At 45.2% G+C, this 23376-nt stretch carries 23 protein-coding genes and 1 tRNA gene; 12 read left to right on the plus strand and 12 right to left on the minus strand.

The window, feature by feature from the left end; all coding sequences use genetic code 11:
• Positions 1-80: 80 nt before the first annotated feature.
• Positions 81-893, minus strand: a complete 813-nt coding sequence (locus DVG79_RS11855; RefSeq protein ID WP_012369425.1) for a D-alanyl-D-alanine carboxypeptidase family protein — start codon at positions 891-893, stop codon at positions 81-83.
• 235 nt (positions 894-1128) lie between these two features.
• Between DVG79_RS11855 and DVG79_RS11860 the strand changes: the two genes are divergently transcribed.
• On the plus strand, positions 1129-1674 hold the full coding sequence (locus DVG79_RS11860; RefSeq protein WP_114596905.1) for a methyltransferase family protein: 546 nt from the start codon (positions 1129-1131) through the stop codon (positions 1672-1674).
• Positions 1675-1696: 22 nt separating this feature from the next.
• Positions 1697-3181: a phytoene desaturase family protein gene (locus DVG79_RS11865; protein ID WP_114596906.1), complete on the plus strand. Its 1485-nt coding sequence runs from the start codon at positions 1697-1699 to the stop codon at positions 3179-3181.
• Between the two features lie 52 nt (positions 3182-3233).
• Here the strand turns inward: DVG79_RS11865 and DVG79_RS11870 are convergent, their stop codons facing one another.
• From DVG79_RS11870 to DVG79_RS11880, 3 genes are read right to left on the minus strand one after another with little or no spacing between them, the layout of a single operon-like run.
• On the minus strand, positions 3234-3794 hold the full coding sequence (locus DVG79_RS11870) for a histidine phosphatase family protein (protein ID WP_114596907.1): 561 nt from the start codon (positions 3792-3794) through the stop codon (positions 3234-3236).
• A 13-nt stretch (positions 3795-3807) separates the two neighbouring features.
• Entirely contained in the window at positions 3808-4488 is a 681-nt protein-coding gene (locus DVG79_RS11875) for a response regulator transcription factor (RefSeq protein WP_114596908.1), read from the minus strand.
• 4 nt (positions 4489-4492) lie between these two features.
• Positions 4493-5854, minus strand: a complete 1362-nt coding sequence (locus tag DVG79_RS11880) for a sensor histidine kinase (RefSeq protein ID WP_114596909.1) — start codon at positions 5852-5854, stop codon at positions 4493-4495.
• 152 nt (positions 5855-6006) lie between these two features.
• Here DVG79_RS11880 and DVG79_RS11885 point away from each other — a divergent pair, with 152 nt between their 5' ends.
• Positions 6007-6573, plus strand: a complete 567-nt coding sequence (locus tag DVG79_RS11885) for a YdhK family protein (protein WP_114596910.1) — start codon at positions 6007-6009, stop codon at positions 6571-6573.
• Between the two features lie 44 nt (positions 6574-6617).
• On the opposite strand, the gene DVG79_RS11890 is transcribed toward DVG79_RS11885, so the two are convergent.
• Positions 6618-6690, minus strand: a tRNA-Val gene (locus DVG79_RS11890).
• Positions 6691-6833: 143 nt separating this feature from the next.
• Entirely contained in the window at positions 6834-7460 is a 627-nt protein-coding gene (locus DVG79_RS11895; RefSeq protein WP_114596911.1) for a nitroreductase family protein, read from the minus strand.
• Positions 7461-7655: 195 nt separating this feature from the next.
• Here DVG79_RS11895 and yhfH point away from each other — a divergent pair, with 195 nt between their 5' ends.
• The 4 genes from yhfH (at position 7656) to DVG79_RS11915 (ending at position 10518) form a co-directional block, all read left to right on the plus strand.
• A complete protein-coding gene (gene yhfH / locus DVG79_RS11900; protein ID WP_251135546.1) occupies positions 7656-7802 on the plus strand; it encodes a protein YhfH in 147 nt (48 codons plus the stop codon).
• Between the two features lie 205 nt (positions 7803-8007).
• Complete coding sequence (locus DVG79_RS11905; protein ID WP_114596912.1) at positions 8008-8856, plus strand: polysaccharide deacetylase family protein; 849 nt, start codon at positions 8008-8010, stop codon at positions 8854-8856.
• Positions 8857-8868: 12 nt separating this feature from the next.
• The gene (locus tag DVG79_RS11910; RefSeq protein WP_114596913.1) at positions 8869-9519 is read left to right on the plus strand and encodes a YkyA family protein; all 651 of its coding nucleotides are present in this window, start codon (positions 8869-8871) and stop codon (positions 9517-9519) included.
• A 93-nt stretch (positions 9520-9612) separates the two neighbouring features.
• Positions 9613-10518, plus strand: a complete 906-nt coding sequence (locus tag DVG79_RS11915; RefSeq protein WP_114596914.1) for an EamA family transporter — start codon at positions 9613-9615, stop codon at positions 10516-10518.
• A gap of 29 nt (positions 10519-10547) precedes the next feature.
• Here the strand turns inward: DVG79_RS11915 and nagE are convergent, their stop codons facing one another.
• The 3 genes from nagE to DVG79_RS11930 all read right to left on the minus strand — a co-directional run bounded on the left by nagE (position 10548) and on the right by DVG79_RS11930 (position 13763).
• On the minus strand, positions 10548-12056 hold the full coding sequence (gene nagE, locus DVG79_RS11920; RefSeq protein WP_114596915.1) for an N-acetylglucosamine-specific PTS transporter subunit IIBC: 1509 nt from the start codon (positions 12054-12056) through the stop codon (positions 10548-10550).
• Between the two features lie 161 nt (positions 12057-12217).
• Complete coding sequence (locus tag DVG79_RS11925) at positions 12218-12415, minus strand: CsbD family protein (RefSeq protein WP_114596916.1); 198 nt, start codon at positions 12413-12415, stop codon at positions 12218-12220.
• Positions 12416-12560: 145 nt separating this feature from the next.
• Positions 12561-13763, minus strand: coding sequence for an ornithine--oxo-acid transaminase (locus tag DVG79_RS11930; protein WP_012369410.1), 1203 nt, complete (start codon positions 13761-13763; stop codon positions 12561-12563).
• Between the two features lie 173 nt (positions 13764-13936).
• On the opposite strand from DVG79_RS11930, the gene DVG79_RS11935 reads away from it, so the two are divergent.
• Complete coding sequence (locus DVG79_RS11935; RefSeq protein WP_114596917.1) at positions 13937-15994, plus strand: sensor domain-containing protein; 2058 nt, start codon at positions 13937-13939, stop codon at positions 15992-15994.
• An 85-nt stretch (positions 15995-16079) separates the two neighbouring features.
• Here the strand turns inward: DVG79_RS11935 and DVG79_RS11940 are convergent, their stop codons facing one another.
• Complete coding sequence (locus tag DVG79_RS11940; protein ID WP_012369408.1) at positions 16080-17474, minus strand: basic amino acid/polyamine antiporter; 1395 nt, start codon at positions 17472-17474, stop codon at positions 16080-16082.
• Positions 17475-17592: 118 nt separating this feature from the next.
• On the opposite strand from DVG79_RS11940, the gene DVG79_RS11945 reads away from it, so the two are divergent.
• Together DVG79_RS11945 and DVG79_RS11950 are read left to right on the plus strand one after the other, a co-directional pair.
• Positions 17593-18276, plus strand: coding sequence for an MgtC/SapB family protein (locus tag DVG79_RS11945; RefSeq protein WP_114596918.1), 684 nt, complete (start codon positions 17593-17595; stop codon positions 18274-18276).
• 108 nt (positions 18277-18384) lie between these two features.
• Positions 18385-20019: a peptide ABC transporter substrate-binding protein gene (locus DVG79_RS11950; RefSeq protein ID WP_114596919.1), complete on the plus strand. Its 1635-nt coding sequence runs from the start codon at positions 18385-18387 to the stop codon at positions 20017-20019.
• An 87-nt stretch (positions 20020-20106) separates the two neighbouring features.
• Here DVG79_RS11950 and DVG79_RS11955 read toward each other — a convergent pair whose 3' ends face one another.
• Both DVG79_RS11955 and ade read right to left on the minus strand, forming a co-directional pair.
• Positions 20107-20364 (minus strand): hypothetical protein, encoded by a 258-nt coding sequence (locus DVG79_RS11955; protein WP_012369405.1) that lies wholly within the window; start codon positions 20362-20364, stop codon positions 20107-20109.
• A 187-nt stretch (positions 20365-20551) separates the two neighbouring features.
• A complete protein-coding gene (gene ade, locus DVG79_RS11960; protein WP_114596920.1) occupies positions 20552-22282 on the minus strand; it encodes an adenine deaminase in 1731 nt (576 codons plus the stop codon).
• Positions 22283-22406: 124 nt separating this feature from the next.
• On the opposite strand from ade, the gene DVG79_RS11965 reads away from it, so the two are divergent.
• Together DVG79_RS11965 and DVG79_RS11970 are read left to right on the plus strand one after the other, a co-directional pair.
• On the plus strand, positions 22407-22946 hold the full coding sequence (locus DVG79_RS11965; RefSeq protein ID WP_114596921.1) for a gamma carbonic anhydrase family protein: 540 nt from the start codon (positions 22407-22409) through the stop codon (positions 22944-22946).
• Positions 22947-23054: 108 nt separating this feature from the next.
• Positions 23055-23252 carry a hypothetical protein gene (locus tag DVG79_RS11970; RefSeq protein WP_012369402.1) on the plus strand — a complete coding sequence of 66 codons (198 nt, stop codon included), beginning with the start codon at positions 23055-23057 and terminating at the stop codon, positions 23250-23252.
• Positions 23253-23376 lie beyond the last annotated feature (124 nt).

The following is a 23376-nucleotide window of genomic DNA, read 5'->3' on the forward strand; positions in this document are numbered from 1 at the left end:
TTCGAAAAAAGACAGACCGCTGCTGCTGACGATGAGGAATACACCATCTCTTTACCATTTAAAGCTTGAAGTGAAACCTGTTACGGTGTACTTGGTTTACCCGGTGCCAATTGATAGTATTCTTCCATTGTCAATCCGGTCATTTTCAGCTGCGCCGCAAGCGTTGCTCCGACATAACGGTAATGCCAACTTTCATATGTGTAGCCTGTCCATGATTCTTTTCCGAGCGGGTAACGGAGATGGAATCCAAAACGGTGGGCATTGGCAGCCAGCCATTTTGCTTCTTTTGTACTTGAGAAGCTGAACTTGGCATATTTTGATGAATCGGCGCCTCCGATATCAAAACCCAGTCCTGTTTGATGTTCACTTTTTCCCGGCTGGGCACTGTACGTGCTGGCTTTCTCAAAACCATCCCGTGCCACATATTTTTCAAATAAGGCTTTTTGATACGCATATGAACGGTATGTACTGAATGCGACCAGCGTAATCTTTTCCGCTTTGGCAGCCCGTTTCATTTTTTCAAATGCGGCCCGTGCAACTGTACTTTCTCCCGGCGCATACGTCGAACGTAACGGAAGATTTGGATTAACGATTAATGTCTTGCCGATGCGTAACCCACCGATTTGTTGATCGGTCAGTAAATATTTTGTACTGGCATACCCTGTCTGTGTTCCATAACGAACTTTTGACCATGTCCCGAGTCGGCTGATTTCATTGACATAGACAGTAGTCGGAATCACTGCGACGACTGCTTTTGTTGTCGAAGCCCCGCTTCGAAGATTGAGCGGTGTTTTCGCCTGGCGGTAACTGGATGCTTCTGCGGCCAGTGAAAAACTGACGAGTGAGAGGAGAATCGCCAGTAACCCGATCACCGTTTGCTTTAATTTTTTCATATCTCTTAAAACTCCTTTTTTCCAAAACAGGGTAATTAGTCTTTAATTTTAGAATAACATTCATTTCAAAACGCCACCATTTTTTGTACAGGTGTAATCAAAATGAATTAATTCTCAGTTTGCCAAAAGAAGCTGAATTGTCCGACACAAGGATTGAATCTTCAGCCTTTCGGGTAAAGATTTCTTGTATGCGTTTTCTTTAAATAATGATTAGTATCAGTCAGGGGCGAATCTTATGACCATTTTAGATAAAGTGTTCATTGCCGTCTCTCTTCTTTGGTTATTCGAATTGTTTCTGTTCCGAAACCGTAAGAAGGAACCTTCTCCACTGGAAGAACGGCAAAGTTTTTATTGGATTTTAGCTACGTTAATCACCACGATCCTTTTTTCCGTTCTGTTCAGTGATTCAATTCGACTTCCCTTGTCACGTGAAATCGGATTGCTCCTTTTGACTTCCGGTGTCGTTCTGCGCTATTGGGGGATTTATCATCTCAAGCATCAGTTTACCCGCCATGTTGCTGTCAATCCGGGCGACCGGCTTGTCAGCACGGGTCCTTATCGGGCATTACGCCACCCCCTCTATTCCGGTCTGTTTTTTATCACGTTAGGTTTCCCGTTATACTTCGGGAATTTGTTTGTCGCGTTATGTGCCGGAATCCTGATGTTCATCGCTTTGCTTCACCGCATTCGAATCGAGGAACAGATGTTAACCAAAGGATTTGGTCCTGCTTACACGGACTGGGCCCGCAAAAGAAAACGTTTGATTCCGTTTATTTACTAAAACATAAGGAGATGTGATTTTTTTGAAGAAACAGGCAGTCGTTATTGGAGCAGGTTTAGCAGGTATGTCAGCAGCAATCCGCCTTGCGGGAGACGGTTATGAAGTCACGATGCTAGAACAAAATGGAAATGTTGGCGGGAAATTAAACCAACGCAGCGGCCAAGGATTTACGTTCGATACCGGTCCTTCAATCTTGACGATGCCTTGGGTACTCGAACAATTGTTTACGAGCGTCCACCGTCGACTCGACGACTATTTGGAAATCGAACGCATCGAACCGCAATGGCGGACTTTCTTTGAAGATGGTACACAACTTGACGTCAAAGGCGATCTCCCGGGAATGCTTGAGGAATTTAAAAAAGTTTCCGATCAAGCGGATTTCGTCGAATTGTTCAGTTATTCTAAAAAGATGTATGACCTGTGTTTAGACAGTTTCTACAAATACAGTCTCGAAGATTTAAAAGACTTAAAAAAATACCATACGATGTCTGAATTACTTAAGATGGATCCACTCAATACAGTAGCAAGCGGTACAAAAAAACATTTGAACAACAAATACCTGGAGCAGCTGTTTAATTATATGGTCATGTACGTCGGATCCAACCCTTATGAAGCTCCTGCTGTCTTCAATCAAATGATTTATGTTCAGATGGGTCTCGGTATCTATTATGTCAAAGGTGGTATGTACAATATCGCCCGTGCCATGAAGACAGTTCTTGACGAACTTCGGGTGACCATTCACGTCAACACACCCGTCGCACGTGTCGTCACAGAAGGCAAACGTGCCGTCGGCGTGGAATCGACAGACGGTACATTTTATCCAGCTGATGTCGTCGTCTCGAACCTCGAGGTCATTCCGACCTATCAACATCTCATTTCAGAGAAAAAAGGACCAAAACAGGCTAAAAAGTTAAATCAGTCATTCCTGCCGTCCGTTTCCGGTCTTGTCCTGTTGCTTGGGGTTAACCGTGAATATAAAGACTTGAAACACCATAACTTCTTCTTCTCTGATGATCCGGAACGGGAATTTGCCCAAATGTTTAAGGATGGGGTTCCACCGGAAGATCCAACGATTTATGTCGGTGTTTCTTCTAAATCCGATGCGTCACAGGCTCCTGAAGGAAAAGATAATTTGTTCGTCTTGACACACGTGCCACCACTGACGAAACAAGATGGAAAAACCGATTGGGATGCGTACCGTGAAGTCGTCCTCGATAAATTGGAACGGATGGGACTGACTGATTTACGCGAATCGATTGAATTTGAATACCGCTTTACACCAGAAGACTTGAAATCCCTATATGGTCCGAACGGCGGCTCGATTTATGGTGTGGCAGCCGATCGGAAAAAGAACGGTGGATTTAAGATTCCATCGAAGAGTGATCTCTACGAAGGGCTTTACTTCGTCGGTGGTTCCACTCATCCGGGTGGCGGAGTCCCGATGGTCACCTTATCGGGTCAGCTGACAGCTGATTTAATCCAAAAACATGAAAATGTAAAAGCATAACTAAAAAAAACAGGAGAAGGTCCCCTTACCGAAGGGACAATCTCCTGTTTTTTTAGTTATGCTGACAAACTTCTTCAATCTGAAGGAAGGTTTCGCCTTTAAATGTCATTCGATACACAGCCGGCATTTTTAGCGTTTTCCAGAACGCATATCCATATGCCGAATCAAAATGTTGCATTAATAACACCATAATATTCCCGTGTGTTCCAATGACGATGGTTTGATCTTTATGTTTTTCTAGTAATTGTTTGATTTCAGGCACGATACGCCGTTGTGCCGTAACGTTTGATTCACCTCCATACGGATTTTCATCCGGATGTTCCCAGACGTACCGGACAGCCTGTTGGAAGTCGGGCAGTTCTCCCGGCGCCAATAAACGTTCTTGAACAGCTGCGGTTTCTTGGATGATTAATCCTGATTGTTCCGCTAAAGGCTGGACCGTCTCAATCGCTCGTCGATAGGGACTCGCATAGATATAGTCCAATTTAATACCGTCAAAAAGTGTCATCAGTTGCTCCGCATCGTATCTCCCTTGTTCCGATAAAGGACGCGCTTGTTCGTCTGTAGAATAGGTCGAATGTGCATGGCGGACTAAATAAATTGTCGTTGTCATTTCAATTCTCCTTTTAGTTGTCTTTTTTCTGCTCCAGCAAACGATAACCCACACCTCGGACAGTTTCCAAATACTCATCGATTGGAAAACCGGAACGGCGCAATTTCTCACGAAGATGACGCATATGAGAATCAATCGTTCGTGGTTCAATCGATTGATCATCGCCCCACAGCGACAAAACCAATTGTTCTCTTGATAAGACGCCATTCACGGACGTCAGGAGTTTTCCTAAAAGTTGAAATTCTGTTTTCGTCAGTAAGATTTTTTGTCCGTCGAATGTACAATGATATCCTGCGACGTCATACTGTAGTCCATGAAATGCATACTGCTCCCGCTTTTCTCGACCAATCAACAGTTCGATTCGTCCTAATAATTCTCCTTCATGAATCGGCTTTGCCACATAGTCATCTGCACCGACTTTGCGCCCCCGTAGCACATCTTCCATTTGATTCCGCGCTGTCACCATAATGATTGGAAAATCAGCCATCCGTCTTATATTTTCACACAACGTCCATCCATCCATATCGGGCATCATGACATCGAGTAAAGCCAAATCGACGGGAACGGTCTTGACGATGTCGAGCGCTTTTTCGCCCGAGTCGGCTAAATGACATGTATGACCATAGGGTACCAGATATAACTTCATTAATTGAAGCATCCGTTGTTCATCATCAACGATTAAAATTCGAGCCATTTCTTCACACCTTCCATTGAATCATCACACTCGTCCCGGCATTCTTTTCACTCTTGATATCTAATGTCGCATCGTGTGCTTGAACGATTGCCAAGGCAATCGTCAAACCAAGCCCCGATCCGCCCCGGCTTCGTGATCGTGACGGTTCACTGCGGTACAGACGTTTTGTAACATGGGTTAAACTTTCTTGGCTGATGCCGCTTCCTGTATCACGTACTTGAAAATACGGTCCTGTTTCATTCCTGCCGTATCGGACGACGATTTCACCGATTGCTGTATATTTTTTAGCGTTATCCAATACATTTACCAGCACTTGCTTGAGCCGAATTTCATCTCCTGCTATCTCTACCGGTTCCCCCGATACATGCAACTGTAGACCTTTTTCTTCAATTGCAGGTCGCATTTTCTCTGTCGTCGAGATAATCAATTGATCGAGCGCAAGCGGCACCCGTTCGACTGAAAATGCATTCGTATCGGAACGTGCCAGTAACATCAGCTGTTCAATCAATGTGCTCAAATGATCGCTTTCTTCTTTGATAATCGACAGATAAGCTGTTTTTTCAGATTCCGGCAAGTTTGGACGATGTAATATATCCGCATAACCCTTCATGTAGGTCAGCGGAGTTCGAAGTTCGTGCGAGATATTTGCTAAAAATTCTGTCCGTTCACGATTCAAAAAATCGAGATCTTTTGCCAACTGTGTGATGGAGCGTGCCAGTGCCCCAAGCTCATCCGAGCGGTTTACCGGTAAATCCACGTCAAGGTTTCCTTCTTTCAACTTGGCCGTCGCACGCTCCATCTCAATGAGCGGTCTTGAAATCAATCGTGTACACAGCACGACAGTCGTAAGCGACAGAAGGACGGCAATGATACCAACTTGAATGAATTGTTGTCTTAACGGGTTGACGACTTGTTGAATTAACGTTTCCGGAGCAAACATGAAGACATGCCCACGATGAACACCTGAAATCGTGATTGGACTATCTGTCATTAAAAAACCCTTCGTTTCCGCTTGAGCTCTTAAAATCCGATCTTTTCGTTGTGTTTGAAATTCCGTATGGATAAGCTCTACTTTCATTTTAGGAGTAAGTGGATGCGAAGCCTTTAAAATTTTTCCTTTTTGATTCGTGATAACGACGGTAAATTCGGATGCTGATTCCATCAAACTGACATGTTCCAATGTTTCCGCATGAAATGATTCCTCGAGGACATCGCGGTGCGTGTTCCCTCGGTTCAGCAAACCGAGGACCACTTCATTCGTCCTTTGATTCACAAGGTTTAAATAGAGGGTACTGAACAGAATGCCGCCGATAACAAGAATGGCAGTCAAAAAAAGTAGACCAATGTAGTATGAAATATGCCGCATGCCCTGCTCCTCCTTTTTCTTCACTATTACGATACACTTTTCCAATGACTCATTCAGTCAGGTAATTGAATTGTCACTCTTTCTGCACGGTTTCTGCACGAAACACGGGTATAGTAGTCACATAACCAAATTACTACAGGAGGTCAATTTTTATGAAAAAACAACTACTCGTTACATCACTCGCTCTTTCTGCTGTCCTAAGTTTAGGTGCCTGCGGATCTGATTCCGATTCCTCTAATTCACACGATATGCATAATAATAAGAACGATTCCCATGCAGGGATGATGCATTCAAGTGACGGGAAAATTCCCGCTGGACTGAAACAAGCTGAAAATCCGAAGTTTAAAGACGGATCAGACGTCCTTCTGTCCTCTGATCATATGAAAGGGATGGATGGCGCAAAAGCAACAATCGTCGATTCATTTGATACAACAGTATATGAAGTCAGCTATACACCAACGAACGGTGGTAAAAAAGTCAGTAATCATAAATGGGTGATTCAGGAAGAACTCAACCCGGTTCCGGCTTCACCGTTGCAAGCAGGTGATGAGGTGACTTTAGCGGCTGATCACATGAAAGGGATGGATGGTGCAAAAGCGACCATTGATCAAGCCGATCAGACAACCGTGTATATGGTCGATTTTAAACCGACAACCGGTGGAAAAACGATTAAAAATCATAAATGGGTGACAGAAGATGAACTTCAAGCCAATGATTAAAACAAAAAAAACCCGCTCATCCAAGGATGAACGGGTTTTTGGTATGATTCTGACTGGGCTCGAACCAGCGACCTCTACCCTGTCAAGGTAGCGCTCTCCCAGCTGAGCTACAGAATCATGATGCAGTACGTTATGTACTTGCTAGGACATGTATTAATATAGCAAGAAACTAACCATCTGACAAGTACTTTTCTAAAAAAATATGAAAAATAAAAATGAACGGGGCTGAACTTAATGTTGATTCAGCCCCTCTCTTTTACTTATAGAATAGTCGTCACTTGATCGACCGGTAAACGGAGCGCCGGACGTTTTTTCGCGTCTTCGACTGCTTTCCCGACAGCAATCAACATGACCGGGACATAACGTTCATCTGTAATAAACGTTTCTGTAAAGAGTTGGTGATTGAATCCGCCCATCGCGAGTGTCGAGAGTCCTTTTGCTTCAGCAACCAGCATCAGTTGCATCGCAGCTAAACTTGCGTTTGACATGGCTGCATCTCTCGCGTAAGCCTCGCTTTGATAAGCCCCTTCTACTTGTCCTTTGATCGAGTCAAACAAGTCTTCCGTCATGCCTCCTGCTTCTACAGCTGGTCCATAAACCGGATTATAGTTTCGGTTTGCCTGTAAATCCCCTAGTACGGCAATGACGACGGAAGAAGAACTGATGGCCGGCTGATTGTAAGCGATTGGAGCTAATCGTTGTTTCGCTTCTTCCGAATGGAAGGCAACGAAATGCCAATGTTGCAGGTTCCAGGCACTTGGCGCAGCTGTCGTCAATTCAACCAATTCTTGTACTTCTTTTTGTGAAAGCGTGAATGTCTCATCGTAATGACGAACTGACCGGCGTTCTGTCAAAATCGATAGTGTGTCAGATAATGTTTGATTCATAATGATCCCCCTCTAAGTACATCTGTTTACTATGTTATCGTATCATCCTCTACGCTTACCTGTCATATGACAAGACTTGCTAAAAATTCTTCTGTTATAAAACAAAGATTGACATACCGCTTCTGTACTAGTACAATAAAATAAATTCAGTGTTATTTGCTGGTACATCCATATACTAAGAGGAGGAACACAATCATGGAACAACCCCTTTACCAAGAGACCTCTCCCGAGTTTTACCGTCAGCTTCCGGTCAAAACCTGCTCCCATTGCGGAAAAGAAATGGATGAACAATGCGAATCGTATAAAACAGAATGTGATGAGTGTGCTGTTACAGAACACTAATCGCAAATTTGCTTGAAGAAGGAAGTCTACCGTAGCGGATGGACTTCTTTTTTTGTTTGAAAATATAACATTATTTCTATCTTAATCAACTTTTTTTGAATTACAGGTTCTCCAGTCATCTTTTTGTAATATTTTTGTTACAAATGAAACAGACAAAATGTTACATTTAACTCATAAGATTTTCCGTAAAGGAGCTCAGACATCAATGGATTCATACAACTCAGGCAATCCCATCGGACTTGGTCCAAGATACCGAAAACCCAAACGAAAGTATTTCGCTAAGCTTTTGATCGTGCTGGCGCTGATTCTTCTTCCGATTGGCGGTTACATCGTTTATCAGTACCTGACTTCGACACAACAACAAGCGAGCGTAAAAACCGTCCTATCTTTACAGGAAGTTCCGACTCCGAACCTGGACAAGGCACGCGTCGAGAAATGGAACGGGATTACTAAAAAAGTGGCGTATCTGACATTTGAAGACGGACCGACCGCTTTGACTCCGGACATCTTGAAATCATTAAAAGAACAAGAAGTTAAAGCGACTTTCTTTTTGATCGGAAGTAACATCGATGAGCAACCGGATGTCGTCCGCTCGATGGCAAAGGCTGGACATTACATCGGACCACACAGTGAAACTCATGATTACGACACGTTGTATAAGAAAAAGCAGTATGTTCCCGAGATGCTGCGGGTACAGAAACAAATCAACCAACTGACGAATCACAGCCCGTTGTTGACACGTCCTCCTTACGGATCAACACCTGGTATTACCAAGTCGATGGCAAAAGAGATCGAACAGGCGAAACTTCGGGTGTGGGACTGGTCAATCGATTCGATGGACTGGTACTACAAAGATAGTGCCAAGGAAGTTGCCAAAACTGTCATCAGCCGTGCGGAAGGCCCGGTCGAAATCATCCTGTTGCATGAACAACCACAAACATTGCGGGCATTGCCTGCGATTGTCGCCGGATTAAAGAAAAAAGGCTATCAATTTTCCATCTATGATGAAGATTTTCATGTCCCGTATAATTTCGCAAAATTCTCTAATTTATAAGGAGTTCCTTTCATGATTAATAAACGGATGATCCTCACCAGTTGTTTGACCTGTCTCGGTCTCTTGGTTCTCAGTGCCTGCTCGAGTGATCCGGCTGCTTCGGTATACGAGCAGTTGGAAGAACAAGCGAAGTCCGAACAAAAAGCAGCAGTCGTCGCCGAGCAACGGACACGCCAAGATGAAATTTCCGTCAATACCTACCAAGCCGTCCTCGAAGCCGGGGCCGATGATATTAAACGGGCACAAAATGAACGGGATGAATTGACCGCTCTGAATCAAAACCGTGTCAAATTGTTAAAACAAGAACAAACAATCCGTACCCGTGCTTTTGATGAGTTAGACCTTGCGGAATTAACAAGTACCCTATCTTCGTTGCCTGCCGCTAAAAAAGACGGGACAGCCCTTATCAATATCTTTAAAGAGCGGGAGAAGGCTTTTGATACGTTTTTGAAACGTTATGCGGCGACGATTGATTCAGAAAAGAAAGTGCTTTCCTACTTGACCGAAAAACCGAACTTCGTTAAGATTGATGAAGCAACAGCTGATTTAAACCGGACTTCCCGTCAAGCGACAGAAGCACTCAAAACCTTTAATCAATTGACCGTCCGCTACAATGAATTAAAGCCAACCTTTTACAAAAAGGCTGGACTCAACATTAAATAACTCACACAGGTTGCAACCAAACCCTGTCCAAAAAACCTGGACAAGGCCCCGTTGCAACCTTTTTTGTGCGTTCTAAAACATGGAGGAATCTGTATGAACCGTTCAAAAGCAACACTTTTCGTCTTAATCGGCGCCATCAGTTACGGCGTTCTGTCGACGATCGTCAAACTGGCTTATGAGGCAGGATTTAATTCGGCTGCTGTTTCCGGAAGCCAATTCTTCTTCGGGTGGCTGATGATTTTCATCTTAGCTCTGCTGTCGAAAAATCTTCGTCTTCATCCTAAAACCGCTTTTACTTTGATGGCAATCGGGATTTCAAGCGGAACGACCGGCTATCTGTATTACCAAAGCCTGCAAACTGTTTCTGCTTCTGTCGCCATCATTCTCCTCTTCCAATTCACATGGATTGGTGTCGTGATTGATTCGATTTTGGCAAGACGTCTGCCGTCACGCTCCCACTTCTTATCTGCCGTTCTGTTGATCGGAGGTGCCATTTTAGCCAGCGCGGCTTACACCAGCGCTCTTGACGTACGCGGTACGTTGTTTGGACTTGGAGCAGCCGTCAGTTTCTCCATCTTCCTGCTTGCGAGCGGCCGGGTCGCAAACCATGTCCCGGTCATTAAAAAGAGTTTTTATATGATGACGGGCGGACTTCTGTTCGTCATGATTATGTATCCACCGACGACATTCTTGACTGCAGCCAATTTCGAACAAGGACTGATCTGGTACGCACTTCCACTTGGTCTGTTCGCCTTGATCCTACCACCGCTGTTATTCGCAGCAGGTGCTCCGCACTTAAGCCCGGCCAGCGTCTCACTGCTTGGTGCAGCAGAACTGCCGACTGCGGTCATCTGTTCGGTCCTCATACTCGGTGAGCATCTTTCCGGTTCTCAGTGGATCGGAATCATCATCATCCTGATCGGGATTTTTTATCCGATTTATGTCAGCAGTCTGAAACAGTCGACCACTTCTGTTCCACGTCAAAACGACCTCTCCTGAGCAATCAGGAAAGGTCGTTTTTTTTAATATTATTTTTGACGTTTCATCGCATCCGCGACGAATTCGACATCCGTACCAATGATGATTTGGACGTTTTTTGCCCCCATCTTCATGACACCTTTTGCGCCGGCCGCTTTAATCGCAGCTTCGTCAATGATTGTCGAATCCTTTACTTGGAGACGGAGCCGTGTCGCACAGTTATCAATCGCTGTGACGTTGTCCGTTCCTTGTAAGCCCGCAAAAATCCGGGCTGCTTGTTGCTCGTACTTATCATCCGATACGCCTGTAACAGGTCCTGCATCCGTCACAAGTGTTTCATCTTCACGACCCGGTGTCTTCAGATCAAATTTCGTGATCATGAAGTAGAACAGGAAGTAATAGATGACGGCGAACACGAGACCGACAACCAGTAAAAGCAACGGTTTTGTCGCGATTCCGAAGTTCAGGACATAATCAATGAAACCGGCCGAGAAGGAGAAACCGTGCAAGATACCGAGTAAATTGACGACTGCCATCGAAACACCCGTCAACACGGCGTGCATGACATATAAGACCGGTGACAAGAACATAAATGAAAACTCAATCGGTTCCGTAATTCCTGTCAGGAACGACGTTAATCCTAAACCGATCATTGCTCCTGCGACTGCTTTCCGGTTTTCTTTACGTGCTGCCATGACCATCGCTGCGGCAGCGGCCGGTAATGCGAACATCATGATTGGGAAAAATCCTGCTTGATAAATACCGGCTGTCGGATCTCCTGCGAAGAACCGTGCGATATCTCCATTTGCAATCGTTCCATCCGCTTTTTCGTATGAACCGAAGACGAACCAGAAAATATTGTTCAAGACATGGTGAAGACCGACAGGAATCAACAGACGGTTGAAGAATCCAAACAGTGCGGCTCCTCCCGCCCCAAGGCTGACCATCCATTCTCCCGCATTATTGATCCCATCTTCAATGAACGGCCATAAGTAGCCAAAGACGAATGCCAGGACCAGCATGACCGCTGAAGTGATGATTGGAACGAAACGGCGTCCCCCGAAGAATGCTAACCAATCCGGTAACTTAATGTCGTAAAATCGGTTGTATAACAAACCGGCGACAATACCGGCAATGATTCCGCCGAATACAGCCATATTGACCATGGAACCTAAGGCTGCCTGATTGGCAATGGAACTCAAGGTCGCTCCATCCACCTTCGTCGAGGAATCATTGACGATGGCGGCAATCGCATCGTATTTGGCCTGAATTTGAGCGCTTGAATAATCCTTGTTCATGGAGTCGACACCCGTTTTTAAGACCAAATATCCGACTGCACCTGCCAAACCGGCAGCTCCACTTGCATCAATGGATAATCCAATCGCGACACCAATCGCAAAAATTAGTGGAAGATTATCAAAAATCGCACCACCTGCGGCCACCATTAATGGAACGTCCAACATGTCGGCTGAACCAAGTCGAAGGACAATTCCTGCGGCTGGTAAAACGGCGATCGGTAGCATTAAGGCCTTACCGATTCGTTGAAGAAACTGCAACATATACTTCACCCTTTCTTAAATAAAAACAAATAATGACATGGCGATGAAAACGCTTTAACATTTATTATTATTCCACATACACATCCAAATGACTAGACCTTTATACATATTTTTTTCATAAAAAAAGATCCCTTTACACAAGGGACCTTAATGGGTACAGATTAACGACGATTTGTATCTTCGAGATTCTGTTGAACATTCCCAACCGTTTTTTTAGCATCGCCTTTAAGCTGATCTTTTTTGCCTTCACGTTCTGTTGATTTATCTCCTGTTGCTTTTCCGAGCGCTTCTTTCGCTTTTCCAGCAACTTTATCAACTAAACCATCCGTTTTTTTGCTTAATCCGCTATCGTTTGACATGTTCATTACCCCCTATTTTTTTAACGCATAGTAGTATGTTCCCACCTGAAACAGATTCAAACATTTCTCTGCTCTCATTTGCTCCAAGTCTTAAGGGTCCATCAATCGAAAAACTCCCTATCGCTTTCCGATAGGGAGTGGACTGTCACTGTGCAACCGAGACGCCGAGGACTTGTTCAATCCGTTCGAATGCCCAGTCTAATTCTTCTTTTGTAATGACGAGTGGTGGTGCAAAACGAATGACCGTCTCATGTGTTTCCTTGCAGAGCAATCCTTTTTCTTTTAATGCTTCGCAATACGGACGAGCCGCTTCTGTCAATTCGACACCGATGAACAGTCCGCGCCCGCGAACTTCTTTAATCATCGGATTGTCGATTTCTTTTAGACGGTTCATAAAGTATGTTCCGAGCTCAAGTGAACGTTCCGGTAACTTCTCTTCTTCCAAAACTTCGAGTGAAGCGACAGATACCGCACAGGCCAATGGATTCCCGCCGAATGTCGAACCATGCGATCCCGGATTAAAGACACTCAGGATATCGTGGTTCGCAGCCACACAAGAAATCGGGAACACGCCGCCACCAAGTGCTTTTCCTAAGATGTACATATCTGGTGTTACATTGTCCCAGTCCGAAGCAAACCATTTACCCGAACGGCCCAGTCCTGATTGGATTTCATCCGAGACGAGTAATACGTTTTGTTCCTTACAGACGTCCTGGGCATCTTTCAAGAATCCTTCGTACGGAATCAGGATACCCGCTTCACCTTGGATCGGCTCAACGATGAAGGCAGCTGTATTTTCCGTGATGGCGCCTTTCAGTGCTTCCAAATCCCCGTATGGAATCGTTTTGATGCCCGGTAAGAGTGGTCCGAATCCACGTTGATACTCGGCTTCTGTTGACATCGAAACAGCCGTCATCGTCCGACCATGGAAGTTCCCTTCGCAGACGATGATTTCGGCATCTCCAGGAATTTGTTTGACTTCGTACGCCCAGCGACGTGCTGCCTTAACTGCCGTCTCGACCGCTTCCGCTCCCGTATTCATCGGCAGGACCATATCTTTTCCTGTCAATTGCGCGACCTTCTCATAAAAGAACCCCAACTGGTCATTGTGAAACGCGCGCGATGTCAGCGTAATTTTATCCGCTTGCCGTTTTAAGGCTTCGATGATTTTCGGATGACGGTGTCCTTGGTTCACAGCTGAATAGGCACTAAGCATATCCATATATTCGCGGCCTTCCGGATCTTTGACGAACACCCCTTCTGCCTCCGAGATGACGATTGGAAGCGGATGATAGTTGTGTGCCCCGAATTTCTCTGTCTGTGTAATGATTTTCTCTGTTTGATTCATGATAAATCCCCCTTTTTCACTTAGAAAACGCTTTCATTCTGATTATAACAGATTCACACGGATAATCTTCAATCGAAATACAGGATTTATTCGCATGAAAATTGAATATACTGGGAATAGACAAGACAAGTGAACCGTCATCTCTGATCATTTAAAAGGAGTGTGCGTCCGTAATGGATCGTTCGACCATTAATTCCTACGAAACTGTCATGCAAGGATTTCCTTTACCTGCATTTATCCTACACGTCGATTTAACCGTCCATTCTTGGAATGAGGCTGCCGAATCCTGCTGGGGCTGGTCGGCACAAGAAGTTACCGGACAACTGGTCCCGCTCCTTGACCCGGAAGATGCTGCGTTCAGCCGGCAAATCTGGTATTCATTTTTAGAAAAGCGGCAATCGATGCAATTACCGAATACAACATTTCTTCATAAATCAGGTGACCGTTCGACATCGACGTTGCTCGTCTCACCGCTCTTTGATGAAAAAAACGAACCTTCTGGTGCTTTTTTCTGTCAGCTGCCTTCTTCCACTCAACAGAATGCAACCAAACCGTTATTTCAAGGATTGATGGACTTACGCTATGCGTTTGATCAAATCGCTTGTGTCGCAATATTCGACGCACGGGGAACGATTCAATACGCCAATACCAATTTGACGGATGTTACGGGTTTTTGCCCACACCTGTTGCTCGGTCAACCTTGGACGATATTACTAGATTCGTCTGAAGACGTCCTTCCCATGATTCGCTCTCAAATCAAGAAGAAAAAAGCCTGGTCCGGGAAGCTGTCCATATCGACACAGGATGAGTCTAAAAAAGTGTTTCATGCCACTTTGATTCCGGTTTATGACGTAAACGGTGTCCGTTTCCAACATCTTTTCATTGGTACCGATATTACGGAAACCGAACATCTCGAACAGGAACTTGATTTTTTAGTCCATCATAATGAATTGACCCATCTGCTGAATAGACGTGGCTTCCTTCGGGAAGGTCAGGTCTTATTCTCCAAAGCATCTGATGATCTCCCGATCTCACTCATCTTATTTGATATTGATCGTTTTAAAGTCATCAACGATTCCTTCGGGACACATGTCGGCGACCAACTTTTACAAGCGTTAGCCAAACGTTTGTCCGAACATGCAAAACAGCTGTTAACGTTCCATCCGACGAGTGACTTGTTTGGTGTGGTGCTCGAAGTCACAGACCGGAATGCCTTGTTCCAATATGCCCGGAAACTGCAACAAGTATTGCAACGTCCCTATTATATTAATGGGCATTCCTTAATCATCTCCTGTACGTTCGGAATTACCGTCTATCCTTCGGAAGCCAAATCACTTGAAGATTTGTACCGTCGTTCGGAGATGGCCCTGTATGCCGGAAAATCAATCGGCACAGGAACAATCCAGTATTTGACCCATGAAATGGATGAGCAGTTCACCCGGAAATTACAGCTCGAACGCTCATTATTTACGGCTTTAGAGGATCAAGCCCTTCATTTGGTCTATCAACCGATCATCAACTTGAAAACCAAGCATGTCGATGGTTTTGAAGCGCTGTTGCGTTGGAATCATACGGCACTCGGGAGCATTCCTCCGGATGAGTTCATTCCCCTTGCCGAAGAAGCGGCTTTGATTACTCCGATCAACAACTGGGTTGTCATCGAAGCCTGCGAACGACTCGCACTTTGGCAGAAACAGATTGCACCTGATTTGACGATGGCCATCAACATTTCACCGCATCAGTTCCAAAGCGATTCGTTTGTCCGGACCTTACAGCATGTCGTGTCTCAAAAAAAGATCGATCCCCGATTCGTGACACTCGAACTGACGGAAAATATTGCAATTTTACAGACACAGCGGACAATTGAACGGATGCAACTGATCAAAGCGCTTGGTTTCCGATTATCGATTGATGATTTTGGAACAGGTTATTCTTCCTTACAATATTTGCGTGCTTTTCCGATTGATGAACTCAAGATCGATAAAGTCTTCATTGACGGCATCGATTTAGGAGAAAACGGGTTGCTCGACTCAATCATTCAACTTGGTCAAAACTTAAAGTTGAATCTGGTCGCAGAAGGCGTCGAAACGACGACTGCCCTGAGTTATCTGGAAGCGACCGCCTGCCAGCAGATGCAAGGATTCATTTTTTCCGAACCGTTGTCTGTTGAGGAAGTAGAACTGCGTTTTGGTTCATCCAATCCTGAAGAACCGGACAATAAGGACAACTAAAAAACAGGAGCCGGACTAGACTCCGGCTCCTGTTTTTCGTATAAAGACGGTTTTTGAAGTCCACCGATGAGATCCGTCCATTGTCTTACAATTGAATTTGTCCACCGATCATCCCGTAAACTGCAACGGCAGCTAAGATAATTAAAATTCCACTCGCAATCATTTCGTAACGCGACATACCGCCCCGTTTCTGTTCCCGTTCTGCCATCAGGTAGGCGATGATACCCGGTGCATAGACGAGGGCTGCGATGACGATATACCAAATCCCTGAAGCGTAGACGAGCCACAGTGAATAGGCAGCGGCAATCGTCGAGAAGATCAGCATCTTCGTATTACGTTCTGCCCGTGAAAAACGGACACTGTACACGGCAGATAACAGATACGGCAACAATGCGCAAATTCCGGCAATACTGGATAAGACTAAATACGTCTGTGCAGAAAATAAGGCGATACCTGCAACGAACTGGGTCGCAATTTGAGTAATCAGCAACGCACCGACCGGCGCCCCTTTCCGGTTCGTTTTTGCAAAGAACTTTGGAAACGCACCGTCTTTCGCAACGAGGTAGGAAATTTCAGACGCCAGAATCGTCCATCCGAGCAGTGCTCCGGATAACGAAATGATCAGTCCGACCATAATCAATGTTGCTCCAAACGGACCAATGGCAGCTTCGAGCACATAAGCCATTGTTGGTTCTTGTAATCCTGCTAACTGTTCCTGGTTCAAAACACCGAGCGATAAGACGGAAATCAGGATGTAGATGACAAGTACTCCGACAAGCCCTACGACTGTCGCCTTCCCGACATCACTCCGTTTGTTGGCGCGTGTCGACAGGACGACAGCCCCTTCAATCCCGACGAAGGCCCAAAGCGTCACAAGCATCGTTCCTTTGACTTGCGTAAAGATACTGCCTAATTCCGTTCCTTCTCCCCAAAAATTCAGGTTAAACGTCTTCACATTAAAAGCAATTGCTACCAGTAAAATAAAAATCAAAATGGGAACGAGCTTTGCGATCGTCGTAATCAGGTTGACAAGTGTCGCTTCTTTAATCCCGCTTGAGACGATGAAAAACAGTCCCCATACGACAACGATACTCATCACTAACAAAAATACACGATTTTCTGATGAGAAAATCGGGAAAAAGTAACTGAGTGCATTAAAGACCAACGTTATGTTGGCAACTGTACCGATCCAGGCCGAGACCCAATATCCCCAGGCGCTGTTAAAACCGACAAATCGTCCGAATCCTTCACGGGCATATGCGTAAATGCCGCCTTCAAGTTCCGGTTTACTGTTTGCCAAGTGTTGAAAGACCAGCGCCAGCATAATCATGCCAAGACCAGTAATTCCCCATCCGATTAGAATCGGACCTGCACTCGCTTTTTGAGCCATTGCTCCCGGCAGATTGAAGGCACCTCCACCGACCATCGATCCAATGACCATTGCGGCTAAAGCAAAAAAGCCGATTTTTTGTTGATTCATCCTCTAACACGTCCTTTATTTCTTGTATATCTATTCATATCAAACGTATATTCATTCGAAAGACACAAAATTCATTATAACAAAATCAAAGCCATTGTAAAGAAAGGATTTGATCAATATGAATTGGATCCATTCGTTCCAACTAGAGGACTTTTTTAAATTGATGATAGCCGCACTGTTCGGTATCATCATCGGATTCGAACGCGAAATCAAAAATAAGCCTGTTGGTATACGTACTAGCCTCGTAATTACCCTGATCAGTTGTCTGTTAACCATCGTATCCATTAAGTCTGTCGTGCTGTACAGTACGATTGCCCCCAATGTCCAAATGGATCCGATGCGTCTTGTCGCTCAAGTCGTCGCCGGAATCGGCTTCATCGGCGCCGGCGTGATTTTAAGACGTCCGCACGATATCGTCAGTGGTTTGACGACTGCTGCCATCATTTGGGCAGCCAGTGGAATTGGCATTGCACTCGGAGCTGGCTTTATCCTAGAAGCAACGTTTTTAGTCCTCTTTTTATTTTTTTCATTGGAAGGACTGACTTGGGTCATGAAGCGGGTCAACAATAGCCGGTTCGAAGCTAACGTCATCGTTGCCCACCTGACTCTCGCAGCGGATACGGATGCTCAAACGGTCAAAACAGCATTAGAAAAAAAAGGAGTCCGCATTACTAATATCCGGTTACGCGGTCATGCGCGGCAGTTGACTTTACGGATGTATTCTCCTCATAAACTGACGATATTCATACTTTATGACTACTTGAAAACACTCGGAATTGAGCATATAGACCTTGATCAATAGAAATTGTCAGAAAATTTGTGTTGCATTTTTACTCGCTTTCACTTAAATTTACATTATGTTCACACTTTTCTGAAATCATTTCAATCTAATCGGGGGGTCATCTTTCACATGAAGAAACAAACTAAAATTGCCTTTGCTGGACTATCCAGCATGGCGCTGCTCGCAGTAGCAGCTTGCGGCCAAAGCAATGAATCAGATGGAAACTCTTCTTCCTCAAAAGAAAAAAAGCAAGAGGTGACACTCATCTCGACTACGGACGTGCCACAACTTGATCCAACAAAAACAACGGACTCAACATCCATCATCGTTACGAACAACGTCTTTGAAGGTCTCTACCGTCTTGACGGCGACAACAAACCGACTGCCGGAATCGCAGAAAGTGTCGAAGTATCAGATGATAAGAAAACATATACATTTAAACTCCGTAAAGATGCCAAGTGGTCGGATGGTTCCGCTGTCACGGCAGACGACTTCATCTACTCTTGGAAACGTGCACTCGATCCAAAAACAGGAGCAGAGTACGCATACATCCTTCAGGATTTAAAAAATGCTAACAAAATCTTAGCCGGTGAAGCCGAACTCGATTCGCTCGGTGTCAAGAAAGTAGACGATCAAACTCTTGAAGTGCAATTGGAAGCTCCGGCTCCATACTTCCTCGGATTGACAAGTTTCCCTACTTACTTACCACTCAAGCAATCGTTTGTCGAAGAAAAAGGCGACAAGTTTGCGACAAACGTTGACTCGATGCTCTTCAACGGACCATTCATCTTGGATAAGTGGCAATCTAATGCCGGTTGGACATATAAGAAAAATCCGGATTACTGGGATAAAGCAAACGTCAAAATGGAAAAAATCGATGTAAAAGTCGTTAAAGAAATTTCGACTGGTGTCAACCTGTTCGAGTCGAAAGACGTCGACTTCGCACCTATCACATCGGAGTTCGTCTCACAATACGAAAAATCGGACAACTACAAGACACGTCCAGATGCACGGATCAACTTCCTCCGATTCAACCAAAAAAATAAAGCACTTAAAAACGAAAACATCCGTAAAGCGCTTGCACTTGGTTTTGAAAAACAAGGAATTACAGACGTCATCTTAAATGACGGTTCAAAACCGGCTAACTTCATCGTCGCAAAAGACTTTACATTCACACCGGATGGCGAAGATTTCCGTGCCAAGTACCCGGATCTCCAAAGCTTTGATGCAACAGAAGCGAAAAAAGCCTGGGATGCCGGCCTAAAAGAACTCGGTGTCAAAACAGTAGAACTCGATATGTTGTCACGTGATGAAGATGCCTTCAAGAAAGTTTCTGAATTCTTAAAAGGGGATCTCGAGAAAAACTTACCGGGTCTTACTGTCAACATCAAGCAGCAACCGTTCAAAAACTTCCTGGACCTCGAGTCTAAAGGTGATTACGACATCTCTGCTGCCGGTTGGGGCCCTGACTACCAGGATCCAATGACGTTCCTCGATATGTGGTTAACAGGCGGAAGCTTTAACCGCATGGAATACTCGAACAAAGAGTTCGATAAGATGATTAAAGAAGCAAAAGCAGAGCCGGATGAAGCAAAACGCTGGTCGACGCTTCAAGAAGCTGAAAAAATGCTCTTGGCAGAAGACTATGCGATTGCTCCAATCTACCAAAAAGGTGAAGCATACTTGCAACGTGCGAACATCGACAAACTATATCGTCACCCATTCGGAGCAGACATGAGCTTCAAATGGATGGAAGTAAAATAAGTATCTTCCTACCGGTTACCAGGATTCCCTTGGTGACCGGTTTTTGTATACAACAAAGACCCCTTCTGCCGGAGCCGATCGGGGTCTTTACTGTGCGATTTGTTTATAAAATTCGATTTCTTCCCGCTGTCCTTCTTCGACCGCCCGGAAAAATTCAGCAAAAAATGCGTATAAGACGGTTCGTTCCTGATAGGTCGGACCAGCCTGTCGAATCACTGAAAACGCAAGATTTCGTAACTGACGTTTTGTACGCCGGTTGTTTGGTAACTCATGAAACTGGTCGATAAATGAACGGTATACATCAGCAATCAACTTTTCATGACCTTCAAAATATGACTTATCCATTGAATCTGTCCTTTCTGATTGTTCTCTTCTTTTCTACGGAGTATCCTCCTGAAAAGTTTCATCAAGCTACACTTTTCACAAAGATATAAGACCTACTATAACAAGGATCAAATAATGATTCAACCGGAAAACTATTAAGAAAAGGTAAAGTCCACATCATCACCTTTCGTGAACTTTACCTTTTCATTTAAGCTTGTACTGCAATATGTTGGAACGTTTTAACGTCAAACAATCCGCTGTCCGTCAACTTCAGATTCGGGATGACAGGCAAACAGAGGAACGACATCGTCAAGTACGGATTAAAGGAGCGGTCGGCTTCGAGTACATCAAGTGCATCATTGAGCGCTTCGAGGGTATCTCCGACTTCCTGGAAAGGACGACTCGTCATCAATCCAGCGATTTCAAGCGGCAACTCCGCCAGAACTTCTGTCCCGTTGACCGCAATGACACCTCCACCCGCCTTGATCAGACGCTCTGCCGCAAGTTTCATCTCGGCATCCGATGTTCCGACGATGACAAGGTTATGCGAATCATGGGCGACCGTCGCCGCAATGGCACCTCGCTTCATGCCAAACCCTTTAACGATGCCGACTGCTGAGAAGTTGGTCGCATTATGACGCTCGATGACGGCGATTTTCAATAAGTCTTGTTCCGGGACGGGGACAAATTTCCCGTCCTGTAAAGGCACATCCAAAATCAAATGTTCCGTGACAATACTTTTCGGGATGATTCCGATGACATGCGCTTTCGGTTTTTCTAATACGAGTTCAAAAACTTGATCCGTGATCGGCTTCGTTTTCAGTTCGCCGCGCAATGTCGACGGTACCGCTATCTTTTGGGATGAGATGATTGTTTTACCGGCTCGGGCGACCGCCTCTCCACTGACAAACACTTCATCAATGATCACTTGATCGGCATCCTGCAAGATGACAAAGTCCGCACGGCGTCCCGGTACGATTGCTCCACGGTCATTTAGTTGATACGCATTGGCTGCATGAAGAGAAGCCATCGCATAGGCTGTTTCACGCTTAATCCCGTGCTGTATGGCGTAGCGGATATTATAGTCGATCGTTCCTTCACGTAACGTGTCGTCCAGGTGCTTATCGTCCGTGCAGAAGAGGAATCGACCGGCATTGCTTTCCGTGACTGCGTCGAGCACTTCCTTGAGATTCCGGGCAGCCGATCCTTCCCGGACTTCGACGTATAATCCGCGACGTGCCCGCTCAATCGCCTCTTGTTTACTGACTGCTTCGTGATCCGTCCGAATACCTGCTACACCGTAGATATTCAATTCACGTGCGCCAAGTCCTGCGGCATGGCCATCGACCAGTTTGCCGGCACTCTCGATTTGTTCAATTTTTTTCAGCATATCACGATCAGCCCGTTCGACAGCAGGATAGTCCATGACTTCCCCTAAGCCATGCACTCCCGGATGCTTAACAAAAGGTTCGAGTGCCGCTGCATCGAGCGACGCTCCGGCATGTTCAAATGATGTCGCCGGAACACAGCTCGGTAACATCATTCGCACGTCAAGCGACAGTCCTTCTGCATCGTCCAGCATGAACTGGAGCCCTTCCGCTCCCTTTACGTTTGCAATCTCATGTGGGTCGGCGATGACGGTCGTTACACCGAGCGGTAAAATCGCCTGTTCGTATTCACTTGGTGTCACCATCGATGACTCGATGTGGACGTGTCCGTCGATGAAGCTCGGCGCAATGAATTTACCTGTTCCGTCAATCGTTTCGATTCCTTCATATCCGTCCCCTACGGCGGCAATATAGCCGGAATCCACTGCGACATCCGCTTGATACGTCTCGCGGGTCATCACATCGATGACTTGAATGCCTTGATAGACGACCGCCGCTTTTTCTTTTTTGGCGGCGATTGTAATAAGTCGTGCCCGAACTGTCTGATTCATCCTGTTTCCTCCTGTTGTGAACGGTATTTTTACCATCTTACAATTAGTTTGGAAGCAGTTGCAATTTATTTTTCAAGCCGTCAAGATGAAAACGTACAGTTCAAAATGAAATGGAGGAACAGATATGAAATATCGTGTAGGTCAATTGGTTCCAAACGTCGACCCAAGTGTCTATATCGCGGACGGAGCTAAGGTCATCGGGGAAGTTGAAATCGGTAAGGATTCGACCGTTTGGTTCAACACGGTCATCCGTGGAGATGAGGGACCGATTAAAATCGGCGAACGTGTCAATATTCAGGACGGATCGATGATTCATCAGTATGAAGGCTATCCGACGATCATTGAAGATGATGTCACGATCGGACATATGGCGATGATCCACGGGGGAATCATTCGTCAAGGTGCCTTGATCGGCATGTCAGCGACGGTTTTGGATGAAGCTGAAATTGGACAAGGTGCATTCGTTGCAGCAGGGAGTCTCGTTCCACCTAAAATGGTCGTTCCTCCGAACTCGATGGTCATGGGTGTTCCGGCAAAAATCGTTCGTGAGATCAACGACCATGACCGGTTCATCATGGAACGGACCATTCGGAAATACGTCAAACGTGGTCAACAGTATGCTGCTGACTGTGAGCCGATTCAAGAAGATTTGACGACAATGTGAAAACGTTTACAAAGTTCACCTGTTTTTAACAATTCTCTTCTATCCTGTTTACATCTTTCCCGTACACTGTAGATGTAAGGCAGGAATCACGACGGAGGAGGATTTAAAATGACACCATTGTTCGAAGAACGGTTGATGGCTGACTTGTTTTCATCCACAAATAATCCGAGTTACGGTTTACCGACTTTACCCGTATATGAAACAGATGGGTTGACGAAAGAGTTACAAGCACGTATTGTTAACGATGCCGAGCAAAAGTCCTTGAGTTTAGGAATAATTCAATCAAGAGAGGAAGAACATGTATGATTCAGCAAAATACAGTTCGCGCTTGGCTCGCTAGTCGAATCAAAAAATAATGATCTATCAGGATTACCTATTTTCCAAAACGATATAGCGCGTCAGCGCGCATAACAAAGAGCCGAAGCGGATT

This window comes from Exiguobacterium sp. RIT594 (assembly GCF_003339585.1).
Lineage (GTDB): Bacteria > Bacillota > Bacilli > Exiguobacteriales > Exiguobacteriaceae > Exiguobacterium_A.